The sequence below is a fragment of the Pseudomonas sp. OA65 genome, assembly GCF_017498305.1.
In the GTDB taxonomy this organism is placed as follows: Bacteria; Pseudomonadota; Gammaproteobacteria; order Pseudomonadales; family Pseudomonadaceae; genus Aquipseudomonas; species Aquipseudomonas zanjanensis.
In genome coordinates this window covers 73,296-89,633 of the sequence record NZ_JAGDEZ010000019.1, presented here as the reverse complement: position 1 = coordinate 89,633, position 16,338 = coordinate 73,296, and the positions used below count along the sequence as shown (strand labels likewise).

The 16,338-nt window shown below is 57.4% G+C and carries 15 protein-coding genes; 7 read left to right on the top strand and 8 right to left on the bottom strand.

Translation table 11 applies throughout. The features are described 5' to 3' along the window. Positions 1 to 65: 65 nt before the first annotated feature. From J3361_RS17535 to argH, 4 genes are all read right to left on the bottom strand, one after another. Entirely contained in the window at positions 66 to 890 is an 825-nt protein-coding gene (locus tag J3361_RS17535) for an ABC transporter substrate-binding protein (protein WP_207965635.1), read from the bottom strand. Between the two features lie 53 nt (positions 891 to 943). Next, positions 944 to 1,708: an amino acid ABC transporter ATP-binding protein gene (locus J3361_RS17530; RefSeq protein ID WP_207965634.1), complete on the bottom strand. Its 765-nt coding sequence runs from the start codon at positions 1,706 to 1,708 to the stop codon at positions 944 to 946. A gap of 10 nt (positions 1,709 to 1,718) precedes the next feature. Then, positions 1,719 to 2,597, bottom strand: a complete 879-nt coding sequence (locus tag J3361_RS17525; protein ID WP_207965633.1) for an amino acid ABC transporter permease — start codon at positions 2,595 to 2,597, stop codon at positions 1,719 to 1,721. 140 nt (positions 2,598 to 2,737) lie between these two features. After that, entirely contained in the window at positions 2,738 to 4,165 is a 1,428-nt protein-coding gene (gene argH, locus J3361_RS17520; RefSeq protein WP_207965632.1) for an argininosuccinate lyase, read from the bottom strand. Between the two features lie 296 nt (positions 4,166 to 4,461). Here argH and J3361_RS17515 point away from each other — a divergent pair, with 296 nt between their 5' ends. The 6 genes from J3361_RS17515 (at position 4,462) to J3361_RS17490 (ending at position 12,180) form a co-directional block, all read left to right on the top strand. Beyond that, positions 4,462 to 5,427 carry a LysR family transcriptional regulator gene (locus J3361_RS17515; protein ID WP_207965631.1) on the top strand — a complete coding sequence of 322 codons (966 nt, stop codon included), beginning with the start codon at positions 4,462 to 4,464 and terminating at the stop codon, positions 5,425 to 5,427. Between the two features lie 348 nt (positions 5,428 to 5,775). Further along, the gene (locus J3361_RS17510; RefSeq protein WP_207965630.1) at positions 5,776 to 7,002 is read left to right on the top strand and encodes an RtcB family protein; all 1,227 of its coding nucleotides are present in this window, start codon (positions 5,776 to 5,778) and stop codon (positions 7,000 to 7,002) included. Positions 7,003 to 7,163: 161 nt separating this feature from the next. After that, the gene (locus J3361_RS17505) at positions 7,164 to 8,537 is read left to right on the top strand and encodes a sigma 54-interacting transcriptional regulator (protein ID WP_207965629.1); all 1,374 of its coding nucleotides are present in this window, start codon (positions 7,164 to 7,166) and stop codon (positions 8,535 to 8,537) included. A gap of 183 nt (positions 8,538 to 8,720) precedes the next feature. Next, on the top strand, positions 8,721 to 9,869 hold the full coding sequence (locus J3361_RS17500) for an iron-containing alcohol dehydrogenase (protein ID WP_207965628.1): 1,149 nt from the start codon (positions 8,721 to 8,723) through the stop codon (positions 9,867 to 9,869). 72 nt (positions 9,870 to 9,941) lie between these two features. After that, positions 9,942 to 11,387, top strand: coding sequence for a hypothetical protein (locus J3361_RS17495; RefSeq protein ID WP_207965627.1), 1,446 nt, complete (start codon positions 9,942 to 9,944; stop codon positions 11,385 to 11,387). Between the two features lie 157 nt (positions 11,388 to 11,544). Continuing rightward, positions 11,545 to 12,180, top strand: a complete 636-nt coding sequence (locus J3361_RS17490) for a hypothetical protein (protein ID WP_207965626.1) — start codon at positions 11,545 to 11,547, stop codon at positions 12,178 to 12,180. Positions 12,181 to 12,221: 41 nt separating this feature from the next. On the opposite strand, the gene J3361_RS17485 is transcribed toward J3361_RS17490, so the two are convergent. From J3361_RS17485 to J3361_RS17475, 3 genes are all read right to left on the bottom strand, one after another. Beyond that, positions 12,222 to 12,767 (bottom strand): hypothetical protein, encoded by a 546-nt coding sequence (locus tag J3361_RS17485; protein WP_207965625.1) that lies wholly within the window; start codon positions 12,765 to 12,767, stop codon positions 12,222 to 12,224. A gap of 483 nt (positions 12,768 to 13,250) precedes the next feature. Continuing rightward, the gene (locus tag J3361_RS17480) at positions 13,251 to 13,835 is read right to left on the bottom strand and encodes a hypothetical protein (protein ID WP_207965624.1); all 585 of its coding nucleotides are present in this window, start codon (positions 13,833 to 13,835) and stop codon (positions 13,251 to 13,253) included. A 95-nt stretch (positions 13,836 to 13,930) separates the two neighbouring features. Continuing rightward, on the bottom strand, positions 13,931 to 14,176 hold the full coding sequence (locus J3361_RS17475) for a hypothetical protein (RefSeq protein WP_207965623.1): 246 nt from the start codon (positions 14,174 to 14,176) through the stop codon (positions 13,931 to 13,933). A 238-nt stretch (positions 14,177 to 14,414) separates the two neighbouring features. Between J3361_RS17475 and J3361_RS17470 the strand changes: the two genes are divergently transcribed. Next, on the top strand, positions 14,415 to 15,530 hold the full coding sequence (locus tag J3361_RS17470; RefSeq protein ID WP_207965622.1) for an NAD(P)/FAD-dependent oxidoreductase: 1,116 nt from the start codon (positions 14,415 to 14,417) through the stop codon (positions 15,528 to 15,530). A gap of 170 nt (positions 15,531 to 15,700) precedes the next feature. Here the strand turns inward: J3361_RS17470 and J3361_RS17465 are convergent, their stop codons facing one another. Further along, positions 15,701 to 16,279, bottom strand: coding sequence for a TetR/AcrR family transcriptional regulator (locus J3361_RS17465; protein ID WP_207965659.1), 579 nt, complete (start codon positions 16,277 to 16,279; stop codon positions 15,701 to 15,703). Positions 16,280 to 16,338 lie beyond the last annotated feature (59 nt).

The following is a 16,338-nucleotide window of genomic DNA, read 5'->3' as shown; positions in this document are numbered from 1 at the left end:
GTTGAATGACACACCGCCTTCGCGAGCAAGCCCGCTCCCACATTTGATTAGGGGAGGCTGCGCGGTTACTTCCCGGCGTTGATGGTCACGGTCTTGATTGCCCCCAATTCCAGGTCCCACTTCTTCAGGATCGCGTGGTAGGTGCCATCGTCGATCATGCTCTGCAGCGCGACCTTCACCGCTTCGCTGAGCTCGGGTTTTTTCTTGCTCACGCCCATCCCGGTGTACTGCTCGGAGATCGGCAGACCCACGGTCTTGTACATGTCTTTTTCCTGGGTCTTGAGGTAGGGCAGGGTTTCGCTGCCCTGCATCGCCGCATCGATGCGGCTCTGGCGCAGTTGCGCTCGGGCATCGGCTGAACCCTCGGTGCCAACCACATTGATTCCAGGCTTGCCGGCGGCTTCGCAGTTAGCCTTGCTCCACTCGGCAATTTCCGTCGGAAAGGTGGTGCGGCGACTGGTGCCGACTTTCTTGCCGCACAGGTCGACGATCTCGTTGGTGTCCTTGTTTTTCTGCAGGGTGTAGAACTGTGGGCCGCTGGTGAAGTAGTCGACGAAGGTCACACTGGCCTGCCGTTCGGCGGTGTCGGTCATGCCCGACAGCACCATGTCCACACGATCGGTGGTCAGGGCGTTGATCATCTGTTCGAAGCCGGTTTCCTGCCATTTGATCTTCACGCCCAGACGTTCCGCCAGGGCATTGCCCAGGTCGTAATCAAAGCCGGTGAGGGTGTTGGTGGCTGGGTCCTTGAAATCCATCGGTGGGTAGTTCGGCATGATCGCTACGACGATCTCGCCCTTGGCCTTGATGCTGGCCGGCAATTCGGCCGCGAAGGTGAAACCGGATGCCATAACGCTTGCGAGCAATGCTGGAATAACGAAGTTCTTCATGGTCGTTCTCTTTTGAGTGTTGTGAGGCAGCTCTTGATTTACGAGCCAGGCGCCTAGGTTCGAACGGCAGAAATGAAGCTTTGGGTGCGCGGGTTTTGCGGACTTATTAGTATTTCTTCGGGGCTTCCAGCCTCCACGATCTGCCCGCCGTCCATGAACACCATGCGGTTGGAAACCTCGCGAGCGAAGCCCAGTTCATGGGTGACGACGATCATGGTCATGCCGGTCTGCGCCAGATCGCGCATCACCGACAGCACCTCACCGACCAGTTCCGGGTCGAGTGCCGAAGTGGGTTCATCGAACAGCATCAGCTTGGGGCGCATGGCCAAGGCTCGAGCAATGGCTACACGCTGCTGCTGGCCACCCGAAAGCTCGATCGGGTAACTGTTGCGCTTGTCGGCCAGGCCGACGCGGGCGAGCAGTTCCAAGGCTTCGTCGTTTGCCTCTTTGGGTGAACGCTTGAGCACCTGGCACGGCCCTTCGATGATGTTCTGCAGCACGGTCATGTGCGGGAACAGATTGAAACGCTGGAACACCATGCCGGTGGACAGCCGCTGGCGGGCGATCTGCGTTTCGTTGAGTTCGTGCAGCTTGTTGCCGACGATCCGGTAACCCACCAGTTCGCCGTCGACCCACAGGCCGCCCTTGTCGATTTTTTCCAGTTGGTTGACGCAGCGCAGCAAGGTGCTTTTGCCTGAGCCGGACGGGCCGATGATGCACAGCACTTCGCCTTGCTCGACTTCGATGTTGACGTCCTTGAGTGCGTGGAACTGGTCGTAGTATTTGTTCAGGCTCACGGCCTTGACGATGCTTCTCATGTGCGGCTCCTCAAGAACGCTTGCCGGCGCCGCGGGCGAAACGACGCTCCAGGCGGCTTTGGCCAAAGGACAGGACGGTGACAGTGGCCAGGTACCAGATACCGGCAACGATCAGCAGCTCCATCACGCGGGCATTGGCGTAATAGATGTTCTGGGCGTTGTAGAGCAGCTCCGAGTACTGGATGACGCTCGCCAGCGAGGTCATCTTCACCATGCTGATGAACTCGTTGCCCACCGGTGGAATAATGATGCGCATGGCCTGGGGCAGGATGATCCGGCGCAGCGCTTGCAGGCGCGGCATGCCGATCGACTTGGCGGCTTCATACTGACCGGTGTCGACCGAGAGCAGGCCGGCACGCACCACCTCGGCGGTGTAGGCGCCCTGGTTGATGCTCAAGCCAAACAACGCCGCCACGAACGGCGTCATCAGGCTCACGGTGTCGATCTCGAACAGACCGGGGATTCCGATGGTGGGGAAGATCAGTGCGAGGTTGAACCACAACAGCAGTTGCAGGATCAACGGCGTACCGCGAAACAGCCAGGTGTAGGTCAACGCCACATAACGCAGGATCGGGTTGGCCGACATGCGCATGATCGCAGTGATCACGCCGAACACGATACCCAGCGCCATCGCCAGCACCGCCATGACGATGGTGTTGAGCAGGCCCCACATGATCGCCTGGGAGGTCAGGAATTGGCCGATGTACGACCATTCGATCTTGCCGTCGGCGAAGGCGCGCACCAGGCCGATAATGGCGATAACGATCACCGTGGCGAAGAAAATTCGCCCGTAGTAACGCCGGGGCACATGATCGTATTGGGTAATGTCGAACTGGTTTTCCGCCAGCTTGCGCTCCGCCTGGAGTCGTTCTGCCTGTGTCTGGCTCATGGTAGTTCTCCGTACTCGGTTTCGGCGCTATCGCTGTGGGAGCGAGCTTGCTCGCGATAGCGGTGGGTCAGTCCACATTGATGTTGAAGGTGAAACCGTAATCGCGAGCGAGCTCGCTCCCACAGGTCCGGTGTTCAACCTCAGAGGCGGAAGCCGTGATAGTCCTCGGTCCATTGTCGCTGGACGGCGAGGGCGGTTTTCAGGCGGCCGATCTGTTCGCGTACCTGGTGTGGCGCGGTCCCGCCCCAGCCGCTGCGGGCAGCGATGGCGGCTTCCAGGGTCAGGCTCTCGCGTACTTGCGGTGTGAGGCGCGGATCGATTTCGGCCAGCAGAGCCGGGGACGCTTCCCACAATTCAATGTCGTGTTTCTCGCAAGCCTGGACCAGCGCGCCGGTGATCTCATGAGCTTCCTTGAACGGCACGCCGCGCACCGCGAGCCAGTCGGCGACTTCGGTGGCGAGGGTGAAGCCCAGCGGTGCCTGGCGACGCAGTTCTTCGACATTGACCTTCATGGTCGCGACCATTCCGGCCATGGCCGGGAGCACCAGCAACAGGGTGTCGACACTGTCGAGCACGCCGTTCTTGTCTTCACTCAAGTCGCGGTTGTAGGACAACGGCAGGGATTTGAGGGTGGACAGCAGTCCGGTCAGGTTGCCGATCAGCCGACCCGCCTTGCCCCGCGCCAGTTCGGCGATGTCCGGGTTTTTCTTCTGCGGCATGATCGAACTGCCAGTGGCATAGGCATCGTCCAGCGCGACCCAGCGGAATTGCCGCGACGACCACAGGCAAAACTCTTCAGCGAGGCGCGAGATGTTGATGCCGAGCATGCTGGCGATGAACAGGAACTCGGCGACATGATCCCGACTGGCCACGGCATCGATGGAGTTTTCGCAAACACCGCTGTAGCCCATTTCTTTTGCCGATTGCTGAGGCAAACGGGCTATCGCCGAGCCGGCCATAGCCGCCGCACCGAGTGGCGACAGCGAAGTGCGCACGTCCCAGTCCACCAGGCGCTGCACGTCGCGCAGCATCGACTGGGCGTGGGCCAGCAGGTGATGAGCAAACACGATCGGTTGTGCCTGTTGCAGGTGGGTAAAACCGGGACAAATACTCTCGATGTTTTGCTCGGCCTGGTCCACCAGTGCGTTCTGCAAGCCCAGCACTTCAGCCGCCACGGTGCGTACATGGTCACGCAGAAACAGTCGCAGGTCGTTGGCGGTCTGGTCGTTTCGTGAACGACCTGCACGCAGCTTGCCACCCAGGGCGCCGAGGCGCTCTGTCAGCAGGCGCTCGATGAAGGTATGGACGTCTTCGTCATCCAGGGTCGGGGCGATGTCGCCGGCGCGGTAGTCCGCACCGATACGCTCCAGGGCGTCAAGCATGGTCTGGGTTTCTTGCTCGCTCAGCAGGCCGGCACGCTGCAATTCCCGGGCATGGGCCTTGGAACCGGCGAGGTCGTACGGAGTGAGTCGGAAGTAGCGCTCTGGGCACCGGGACAGGGCCGCCAAGGCTTCGGATGGACCGCTGGTAAAGCGAGCCCCCCAGAGACGGTCGGTGGGTTGGGACATTGTTGTTTTTCCTCGTCGGTAAGGCGAACTGAAAGGGGTATGCCGGGCCGAAACGTCGCAAAAAATAAGTGAGCGAAATCAGGTCAGGGCAGTATTCAAGAGGGCAGTTGCAACGGGGCGAGAGCTGATCGAAGTGTCAGCTTTTACTGTTTCTAGATCAGCGGATTGGCGCTGATGCTCGGGATTTATTGGCGGTTGCCAAGCCTGGTTTTCTGTGTTCATTATTATTAGGCCAGCCATAGTTTTTGTTGTTGGACACAGCGTGTTGAATAGGGCGCCAGAGGTAAATAACCATTATGGAAACCCCACTTTCCAATTCCGGAAACCCGCCACCGAAAGCGCCGCAACGGGCACCGTTAGCCCTCAGTGGGCTGGACTTCAAACTGCTCAAGGTATTTAAGGCCGTCGTCGAAGCGGGAGGTTTCAGTGCTGCGCAAAATGAGCTGAATGTAGGGCTGGCAGCCATTAGCAAACAGATTTCCGACTTGGAAATCCGTATCGGCATGCGCCTTTGCACGCGTGGTCGGGAGGGATTTCATCTGACGGAAGAAGGGCGTCTGGTCTATCAGGCGTCGATAGATTTATTTGCCTCGGTCGACAACTTTCGCGATCGTCTTAGTTCGGCGCAAAATGAACTTGTCGGCGACCTTGGTGTGGGCGTTATTGATAACACGATCACCGATTCAAACTCCCCGTTAGTTGCCGCACTTAGGCATATAAATGAGCAGTCTCCCAAGGTCAGGTTCCAACTTCAGGCGACGCAACTTGATGAGGTCGAAAGAGGTGTCGTCGAGGGGCGGCTGGTAGCGGGAATTGTGCCGATTTATCAAAAGCGCGAAGAGTTCGATTACTACGCGTTATACGAAGAACGCTCAGAGGTTTATTGCGCGCTTGGCCACCCCTTGTTCTCCATGGCGGATGCGGACATGGGTGAGCACGTACTCAAGGATCATGAGTGCATCAACCATCGCTACGCGATTCACCGCGACAAACTGAAGTTTGCCCACTACGACAGCTTTTCCGCCTCGGCAACCCAGGTGGAAGCCGTTGCATTGCTGATCAAGACGGGGCGTTTCCTGGGATTCCTGCCCCAGCATTACGCCGCGTCGATGGTGGCGCGAGGAGAGTTTCGCGCGGTGCGTCCGGATCTGTTCAACATCGTCACACCGTTCAGCCTGATACTGCGCCATAACACTGTGCGCAGCCCCTTGGTCAAGGCATTTGCCCAAGCATTGGGCGTGGACTTGAAGGCTTCGGCTTGATTGTTTGCCCTCCAGATTTGACCCGGGATGGTGGCGACGCCTCGCGCATTGGTGATGAACTAGAGGAGGCTTCGAGAAGCTTAGGCGTGCTGAATCCACTGTTGGGTTTTCTTATCGCCGAGCTGCTCCATAAAAATCGGCTTTGCGTTTCTCACGTTTGTAATCGGGAGGATTCAAACGTGAAAGTAGCTGCTACCTGTACTTGGTCGTATTCAGCTTCGATAATGTCCAATCGAGCCAAAATTTATGGGAACCGTTAGGCGTTGCCTAGGCTGATCGGCTCTGTGGAAAGAGCTCACGACGGGCATCAGCTAGAGCTCCAAACAGAAACTCACAGGAGCGAAAATAATGACCACTCAAACCTTCGAGCTGCTTGAAGTCGAAAACGGCAAGCCCATCAAAATGTGGACCCGAGGCGTCCCGATTGAACCAGAGGCCAGGCAACAACTGATGAACACGGCGCAGATGCCGTTCGTGTTCAAACACATGGCTGTCATGCCCGACGTTCATCTGGGGAAAGGCTCGACTATCGGGAGTGTGATTCCTACCAAGGGCGCGGTGATTCCGGCTGCCGTCGGGGTCGACCTCGGTTGCGGGATGTCGGCTGTGCGCACCTCGCTGCGCGCCGGCGATCTTCCCGACAGTCTGTTTGGCCTGCGTAGCGCAATCGAGAAGGCTGTACCGCACGGCCGCACCTCGGGGCGTAGTGGCCGGGATAAAGGGGCTTGGGAGACCGCCCCGGCGCTTGTCGATCAGGCATGGTCGGCCCTTGAGGGGCGTTTCAAGCTCATCACCGACAAACACCCCAGCCTGGAAAAATCCAACAACCGCAAACACCTCGGAACGCTGGGTACAGGGAACCACTTCGTAGAGGTGTGCCTGGACGAGACCGACCACGTGTGGGTCATGCTGCACACTGGCTCCCGTGGCGTAGGGAACATGATCGGTACCTACTTCATCGAGAAGGCCCGCGAGGAAATGCGCAAACACATGGTAAACCTGCCTGACCGGGACCTGGCCTACCTTCGAGAAGGCACCTCCAGCTTCGATGATTACGTCGAGGCCGTTGAGTGGGCCCAGGACTTCGCCAAACAGAACCGCGCGGTGATGATGGTGGCGGTGTTGGACGCCGTCCGGTCGATTATCACCAAGCCTTTTGAGTCACGGCTGATCGCTGTCGACTGCCACCATAACTACGTGGAGCGGGGCACTTATTTTGGGGAGGACATTCTTCTCACCCGTAAAGGTGCAGTCTCCGCACAGAAAGGGCAGATGGGGATCATTCCTGGATCAATGGGCGCAAAGAGTTTCATCGTGCGCGGCCTGGGGAACGAGGAGGCGTTCTGCAGTTGTTCCCACGGTGCGGGCCGGGTGATGAGCCGCACCAAGGCGAAGGCGGTGTTTACGGTCGAGGACCAGGTGCGGGCGACCGCTCATGTGGAGTGCCGTAAGGATGCGGCTGTTATCGACGAGATACCGATGGCTTACAAGGACATCGATGCGGTGATGGCTGCACAACGCGACCTGGTTGAAGTGGTGCATACGCTGCGCCAAGTCGTATGTGTGAAGGGGTGACGCGATGGACCAGGACTTGATTCTGATCGACGGCACCCAGTGAGGAGGGCAGGTGCTTCGTACAGCCCTCAGCCTCTCGATGATCACCGGGCGGGCGTTCTCCATCCCCGGGCACACCGTTTAAACTCAACCGATCCGAACCCACGAAGGACCGTCCCCCTGTGAACGTCAACGACGCCAGTTTCGAAGAGTTGCTCAACGCTTTGCATGATGGCGTCTACATTACCGATGGCGACGGCAGGACGCTGAAGGTCAACCAAGCCTATGAGCGCCTGAGCGGGCTCCGTGGTGCCGATCTCATCGGCCGACCAATGCAGGAACTGGTGAAGGAGGGCGTTATCTCGCAATCGGCCACGCTACGTGTATTGCAGGGAGGTCGACCGGTGTCGGTGATGCAGAGCCTGAGTCAGGGCAAGAAATTGCTCGTCAGCGCCACTCCGATCCTCGACGCTGAAAATCGGGTTTCCTATGTGGTCAGTACCGTGCGTGACATGACTGAACTGCTGCGCATGAAACACGAGCGCGATGAGTTGCAGCAACTCAAGCAACTGCGCAACAGCACCGCCAGACTTCATGCCGGCCAACGCGACAACCTCCTGAATTCTCCGCTCATGGCCGATCAGGAGGTTTCCGGACGCGTCTTTTCGTTGGCCCGGCAGGTGGCCAACAGCTCGGTGAAGGTTTTGCTTCAGGGCGAAACCGGCGTCGGAAAGACTCTTGTAGCGCAATTCATTCACAACGCCAGTGCCCGTGCCGGCGAGCCATTTCTCGCCCTCAACTGCGGTGCGCTGCCCGAGAATCTGATCGAAGCCGAGCTGTTTGGCTATGCGCCTGGAGCGTTCACCGGCGCGGGCTCCAAAGGCAAGCGAGGCCTGCTGGAGCTGGCGCATCACGGAACCTTGTTTCTCGATGAAATTGGTGATTTACCGCTGCCGGTGCAGGTCAAGTTACTCAAGGTCATCGAAGAAAACCGCTTCATTCCCGTCGGTGGCCTGGAGCTTAAGGAGGTCGATGTACGCATCATTAGCGCTAGCCACCATAACCTCAAGCAGTTGGTGGCAGAGGGTCGTTTTCGGGCCGACCTGTATTACCGGCTCAATGTGGTGCCAATCCACATTCCGGCACTGCGCGCGCGTCGGGAGGAGATTCCGCCCCTTCTGCATTACTACCTCGATAGATTCAATGTCCGATATGAACGTCAGGTTCAATGGAGTCTCGAAGCCCTCGATCTGATGTGCGAGTACGCCTGGCCCGGCAATATCCGCGAGTTGATCAACATCGTCGAACGGCTGGTGGTGACCAATCAGACCGGGACTATCGAGGCACTCGACATGCCCGAGGAGATCCTCGACCTCACTCCGCGCAATACCGATGACACTGGCTTACCGCTGCGCAAGGTATTGGAAAATGCCGAGCGCAATGCGATTCGTGCCGCGATGCGTGTGCACAAGACCACGCGCCTTGCAGCCAAGGCGTTGGGCGTGAGTCAGGCGACCGTGGTGCAGAAAATGAAGCGCTGGGAACATTCTGATTAGAATTCTAATCAGCCTCGATTGAATCGATCAGAAACCTAATCGGGACTGACCGGTAAAACCCCTCCTATTATCCTGTAAATCGTGCAGAAGCCTCACGCCACGGGCCTTTGCGGGCATTGGCACGTCTTTCGCTAACTCGTATGGCACGTCTTCCAATAAAACAACATCAACTGGACGAGCCTGATGAATATCTCTGCTTTTAAAATCGCGAACAAATTGATCACTGGACAGGGCGCTATCGAGCAGCTTTCGGCTGAACTGACTCGCCTCGATGTCCAGAACCCGCTGATCGTCACCGACGCCATTCTGCTGAAATCCGGCACCGTTGACCTGGCGCTGGCGCAACTGGGCGGCCGCCACTACGGCGTCTTCGATGAGGTTAAACCGGAGCCGGAAATCGCCATCGTAGAGGACTGCACCCGCGCCTATCGCAAGGGTAACCATGACGGCTTGATAGCCGTGGGGGGCGGCAGTGCCATCGATATCGCCAAGGGGGTCGCGGCGTATGCCGAGCATGACGGTCCGCTGAGCGAACTGTTCGGTGTCGATCTGGTAAAGCGTAAAGGCCCTGCGTTGATTGCGATTCCAACGACCGCTGGCACGGGTTCGGAAGTTACCAACGTAGCGATTTTTTCCGACAAGCAAGCGCAATTGAAAAAAGGCATTGTCAGCGACTACCTGCTACCCGATCTGGCGTTGGTCTGTCCGACCATGACATTGACCTGCCCGCGCAGTGTAACGGCGGCAAGCGGTGTCGATGCGCTGGTGCATGCGGTCGAGTCCTATCTGTCGCTCAACGCTTCGCTCATCACTGACGCTATCGCGTTAGGCGCTATCAAGTTGATCGCCAGGGCACTGCCGAAGGCTTACGCCAACCCATCCAACCTGCAAGCTCGGGAAGATATGGCCACCGGCAGCCTGATGGCCGGCATGGCATTTGGTAACGCCGGAGTAGGGGCCGTGCACGCGTTGGCATATCCACTGGGCGGACGTTTCAACATAGCCCACGGCGTCAGCAACGCCTTGCTGTTGCCGTACGTGATGGAGTGGAACAAGACGGCTTGCGTCGAACGCTTTCGTGATATCGCCGAAGCCATGGGCGTGCGCGTCGCGCACCTGAGCGACAAGGATGCGGCTGACCAGGCCGTTAAAGCCATGACGGATCTCTGTGCCGCCGTGGATATCCCGACCGGCCTGCGCAGTTTCAACGTGCCTGAAGATTCGATTCCGGCGATGGCCGAGGAGGCCAGCCAGATCGACCGCTTGATGCGCAACAACCCGCGCAAGCTGTCCGCCGCTGATATCGAGAAGATCTATCGCGCAGCCTATTGAACTCCGTCACTCACGACTCCGGGTAGTACCGGAGCGTGCGCCCGTACAAAACCAATAAAACAGGTGAACTCAATGTCCAACACTCCTGCGCAACGGAGCGAAAGCCCGTACATCCCGCTGGGCCCCTTCAAGGTCCGGCTGCCGTTTATTCACTACAAGATCGAGCTTCCGGACTACCTCCAGGGCTTGCTGATGTGTGCCGTGGACCTGGCGGCCATTCCGCTGATGACCGAACTGCTCGGCATGCCATTCGAGGTCGCACTTGCCGTCGTGATGCTCAACGGCTTGCTGTACCTGGCGCACCATTTACTCGGTGACCCCACCGTACCTGGCTGGATCACTCCGGCAGTACCGCTGTTGATGGCCTACTGCGCTCAATTCCCAATGGGCCCGGAGCGTGTCCACGCCTTGATTGCCTTCCAGTTGATGCTCGGGATTTTTTCAATCGCCCTGGGGGCGACCGGGATGGCAAAGAAGGTGGTGGAATATGTGCCCGCGGCGATCAAGTCCGGGATTATCGTCGGTGCGGGCTTGAGTGCGGTGATCGCGGTGTTCCAGGTGGGCGGTAAATTCAACGTGCTGCCCTGGACCATTTCCATTGCGGTCGGCATCGCCTTCTACCTGATCTTTTCCCAGCACTTTAATGAGCTCAAGCAGCGCAACCGCTTCTGGTGGAACTTCGCCAAGCTCGGCATCTTGCCGATCGTTCTGTTGGCCGTGGTGATTGCGCCGCTGTTCGGTGAGGCGCCATGGCCAACCATTCAGTGGGGCATCAGCAAACCGGATTTCGCCGGGCTGTGGAGCAACTACACCGTGTTCGGTCTGGGCATGCCGCCACTGTCGATGTTCATCTCCGCGCTGCCGACCATGCTGGCGGTGTACATCATTGTCTTCGGCGACGTGCTCAGTGCGAAATCGCTCCTCGATGAGGCAGAAACTGTCCGCACTGATGAAGTCGTCGACTACAACGCCGATCGCTCTCACCTGATCTTCGGGGCGCGTAATGCGTTCATGAGTGTCTTTGGCCCGGATGTCGCCATGTGCGGCCCGAAATGGGCGGCGATGCTAGTGGTGGTGATCGAACGTTTCAAAGGTGGGCCGAAGGCGATGAAGTCGATCATCGGCGGTGTCGGGTCGTTCCGTTGGGGGACCAACAGCGGCCTGCTGTTGTTGCCGGTCGTGACCCTGGTGCAGCCGATTCTCGGTGTTGCGCTGTCGCTGACCTTGTTGATCCAGGGTTATGTAAGCGTGCGCCTGGGCATCCTTGAAGCGCGCAGCCAGCGCGACTTGGGTATCGCGGGGGTGATTGGCGCGGTACTGGCCATCAAAGGCGCGAGCTGGGCCTTCGGGATTGGCGTTGTGTTGTGCTTGCTGATCTACGGTAAGAATTTCTTCAAGGGCGAGGTGGATGGGACGTTTGCCAAGGATTTGAAGGTTGCGCCCGCCAAGCCGGCCAAAGGGGCTGGGTCGACCACGTCTGCCAAGCCATTGGCAGAGGAAGCTGTGGCTGACTCGTAAGGCTGAGTCAGTCAGGGAGGAGGGGGGCTGCTTATTCAATGCTAGGGGATGAACATGGCCATCCACAGTGATGGCCTTTTGCTTTTAAACGGATCCCGCTAGAATTCGTGCCCCTCTCTGTGAGCGGTATTAGTAAAAATTACGCAAGGAAGTCGATATGCAATTTGTAAAAACCGTGGGCCTCGCCTTGGTCTTGAGCCTCAGTGGATGCGCCAGTTTCACCAAAGATGAAGTAGCCCCCGTGGATCTGCCTTCGATGGCCAGCTACTCGAACAAGCCGAACGTCTATGTCGACTTCGATTTCTATCAGGGCGAACCCGGCAATGCCAAAGCCACCGAAGTGCCTCAGGCTCGAGACATGCTCAAGCCCGACTTGAAGCGTACCTTCGATGAGTCAGGGCTTTTTGGGCGCGTAGTCTTCGACGAGTTCCAGAAGCAACCAGGCGACTACAGTCTGCGGTTGAAGGTCTACAACCATGCGCCAGGCGGCGGGCAAATGGTCCTGGCATTCATCAGCGGCTTCACGTTCACGATCATTCCTGCGCTGGCAACCGACCAGTACACCGTGAGCCTGGAGACCCTGGACGAGCAGGGTCAGCCGGTGGGCAAGACCAGCAACCATGATGCGGTCAACACGTGGCTGGGTATCTGGTTCCTGCCCCTGGCTGGTAATACGCCCAAGGCCGCCATCACCGACACCTTCAACCGGCAGGTCAATGCGCTGTTGAAAAACTGGGTCGACAACAACCGCATGAAATACTCCGCCGTCGACACCCGCATTCCACGGGGTTGACAGCCGACAGAAAAAGAGCCGCAACCGCGGCTCTTTTTTGATCACTTCAACGCTTGAGTGAACTGCGGATCGCTGTACAAGCTCTTGAGCAAGTCTTGCACCATAGGGTTGTAGTTGTTCGCCGCAGCCGGAATAGCGATCGGGCCGAAGAAACTGCTGTCCCAATCACGCTGCACGTCTTTGGTGGTTTCGTACAAAACCTGGTCACCTTTACGCAATGTGAAGCGCGCAGTCAGCTCGCCATGGCCGTTGCTCATGCCAGCGGTGAGCTGGCTCTTTACCAATTGGATCTGCAGTTGCCGGTCAGCACGAGGGTCCAGCAACCCAGCCTGACGGAGCTCATCGTTGATCGCTGCCTGGATGTGCAGTGGAACGCTGCCCACGGGCGAAGAAATCGGGTTCAGGCGAACCATCAAAGAGCCTTGGCCAGAATCAGCATTCACCTGTGTTTCACGCAGGTGTTGCATGGGCTCATTTTTTTTGAGCTGCTGAACATTCTGGAAATTGGGTTCATAGCGGGTCATGGTCACACCGCAACCTTGAAGCAGCAGCGCGCAGAACGGTAGCGCCAGGTAGAGCTTCTTCACAGCAAATCCTTATGTGCTTTTTGAGAAGGGGGTGATTATCGATGGATAGCCTTAAGCCATCAATGGGGGGGGGCTGAGGTTTGCGGCGATACGTAAACATATCGTTTAACATAATATACATTATGTGTACTGTCATAGTGAGTTACCGGAGCCTCGGGTGGACAGATTTGAAGTCTGACCACTCGCCGCTAACACTGCACAACAGCTCTCCAAGCATTGCTTGGCGTTGCTTCCCTTGCATGCGTGAAAGCCGGCCTTTAGCAACGCAGTTGCTTTCACTCTGGAAAATTGACTGGAATGCGATCGGCGCCGTGGCTACAGCTCTCCAAGCATTGTTTGGCGTTGCTTCCCTTGCATGCGTGAAAGCCGGCCTTTAGCAACGCAGTTGCTTTCACTCTGGAAAATTGACTGGAATGCGATCGGCGCCGTGGCTACTGCCGCAGCTGCACTGATCGCATTCAGAAAATCAACGTGCCAGCCCTATCAGGTTTTATTTGCACTGAGGGCTTCAAATTGGCGTTGGATTTCAGACCATGAATACTCTTCTGATAGGACTGCTAACAACGGAACTGAAAGCTGTTTCACTTCAGGCCATAAAGCTTGGCCATTATCGAGCTGGTCAAGTAGTGTTTTTTCAACTACCCAAGCCCCGATTTTAGTTTTCTTCTGCAACAGGATTTCGAAAACACCTTTGGTATTTTGATGACCGCCCCCGCTGCCTTGAAGTGCAAGACGTCCCCGAGTAAAGACGAACCACTCTCCCGTATTTCCGGATTCGAGTACATAACTTGGAAGGTTGTAGGCAGAGCTTGGACTGTCTTCGACCAACAGATAGACGATTGGGTTGTCTACGTAAGCCAAGAGCTTTTCAAGATCATAGACGGCGTCAAACGTTTTGAATCTACGCGGTTTGACCAGAGGGGCCTCAACGATCTCCTTGCGCTCAGTTGTCTGCCCCGACGCGCCAGGCTGCGGTTCATTTTTCTGCTTGCCGAAAATAAGAGCGTCAACTCGATTACCGAGGACATTCTTAAAGATGTCCCAGAGCAATGATGAAAATGGATCCATGTAAGTTCTCCTCCAATGAAATAGATCTGTTCGGTAGTCCAGCCAAGGGCAAAAATTATGCGAAAAAAGGCAGACGGTCCAGCAGCAGTAGCGAATTATTTACTTGCTAACACCGAGAGTGCGGCTAGCGCTGCAGACACAGCAGAGAGAATCGCCGCTTGCGAGTTTAATTTCAAAGACATGCTCAGGGCTGTCTTGAAAGCCTCGGAGTTTGTATTAGTAGCTAGATTCAGGGCCTCCTGCGCATTCGCAGAAAGATGCCAAACCAACGCCGCGATGACTGCGACTACTGCGCTCACAAGAGCAAGGGGTTTACTACCGGCCTCGAACCAATCTTTCATCTGAATATCCTATTCTAAATTATGAGCGAGCCAACGCAGAGGTGGCGTTCATGACGGGTAGCACATCGCCACCCAGTATGAGCGATACCCTTCTCAATAGCAAAGTCAAGCCGATGCCAGTTGTGCTCACACTCAACAAACTGATGGTCGCGAGCAAGCCGCTGACAACATTCGTCAACGGCCACCCTTTGGAGGTACCTTCTCGATGACGTCTAACGATTTGAAAGGAGCCTTGACGGTGAGTGTTGATATCGATTGCGTAGTCGTGGGTGCGGGTGTCGTCGGGCTTGCCATCGCGCGGGAAATGGCCCTGGCAGGTCACGAAGTCCTGGTGATTGAAGCTGGGGCGGCAATTGGTATCGGCATAAGCTCGCGCAATTCGGAGGTCATCCATGCGGGGATCTATTACCCTCCCGGGAGTTTGAAAGCCCGGCTGTGCGTCGAGGGCCGGCAGGCACTTTACGAGTATTGCGATAGCCACGGTGTCAGTACGCGCAGAATTGGAAAGCTGATCGTCGCCAACACTGACGCGCAGGTAGATCAGCTTCAATTCTTGCTCAAGCGAGGGCATGACAACGGTGTGGATGATCTGCGTCTGCTTGATCGTAATCAGGCCATGGCGCTGGAGCCTGCGCTGGAATGCATCGCTGCGTTGTATTCACCTTCGACCGGTATCGTCGACTCCCATGCGCTGATGTTGGCGTTGCAAGGGGACGCCGAGGCGGCCGGCGCCAGCATCGCGTTCCATGCCCCGCTGCTCGGTGCAGAGGTGACAGCGGACGGTTTTTTCCTTCAGGTGGGTGGGAACGCGCCCATGAAGCTTTCCTGCCGCCGGCTAATCAATGCGGCGGGCCTTCAGGCTCCGGTATTAGCACGGCGCATAGACGGATTGTCGTCTGACGCGGTGCCGCGTGACTATTTGTGCAAGGGCAGTTACTTCAATGTCTCCAGGCGAGTGCCCTTCACCCATCTCATTTACCCGGCGCCGGAAGCCGACGGTCTCGGGGTGCATATGACCCTCGATCTGGGCGGACAAGCACGCTTTGGTCCAGATACCGAATGGGTCGAAACCGAGGACTACCAAGTCAATCCGGCTCGCTCAGACAGTTTCTATGCGGCCATTCGCAGCTACTGGCCCGACTTGCCGGACGGTAGCCTGCAACCAGGCTACAGCGGGATTCGCCCGAAGATCTCGGCGCCTGGCGAGCCTGCCCGGGATTTTATGATCAGCAGCCAGCGCGAGCATGACGTCCCGGGGCTGATCAATTTGTTCGGCATAGAATCTCCGGGCCTGACGTCCTGCCTGAGCATTGCCCAGCACGTCCGTGAGCTGATTGAACGGCGTCACATTTAACCAGGCTTGCTCCACTCCCCGACCTCTTGACAAGCAAACTTCGCCGAGACTTTCGCACTCCACCGCGCCGCCGAGGTGTAGTTTCGCCTGAAGGTCCCCTCTATGAGTAAACCTTCATGCTAGCGCCTTTGCATCGCCCATTGTAGGCCAACTGTTCGCCAGCCCCGGAGTCAAGTGCTGGGCGGTTTATCCTTCAGGCTTTCGGGACTGCCAGCACAGAGACCATCCATGACCAGGTCCATCAATCTGGCGAGACGCGAGCGCCAATCGCTCTGGGAATCGATTTGCCAAATTCCGGCAGTGGCTAGGAAAAAGTCATCGTGGGTAACCCCGCTACGAATCGTTCCGGCCTTTTCATTGGCCCTTAAAAGCGACTCGGCCGCGGCCTGGACGGGGGCGTATCCCGACTTCCCTGGGAACTCGTAAGTGGACGCGGCTTGTCGTATCGCGGTCGCAAGCCCCGCCTTGGTCATTGCATATTCTGCGAGACAGTCCATCCATTCCCGGAGGGCTTGCTTCGGGGGTCTTGTCGCGAGCAGCTCTTGCGCCAACGAGGCCACTTGCTGCATTTCGAATTGATAAACCTCAAATACCAGCTCCTCCCGATTGGCGAAATGGCGATAGAACGTGCCCTGCCCCACGCCGGCTTTCTTCGCAAGCGCGCTCAGCGGGACCGCAGGATCGAGTGTCAGCTCTGCCACAGCGACCTTCAGAATTCGTTCTCGGTTTTTCTTGGCGTCAGAACGCATCGCCAATTCGTCATTCCTGGGCAAAGTTTTTCCTTCGTTGCATTGCAAAGCGGACAAGT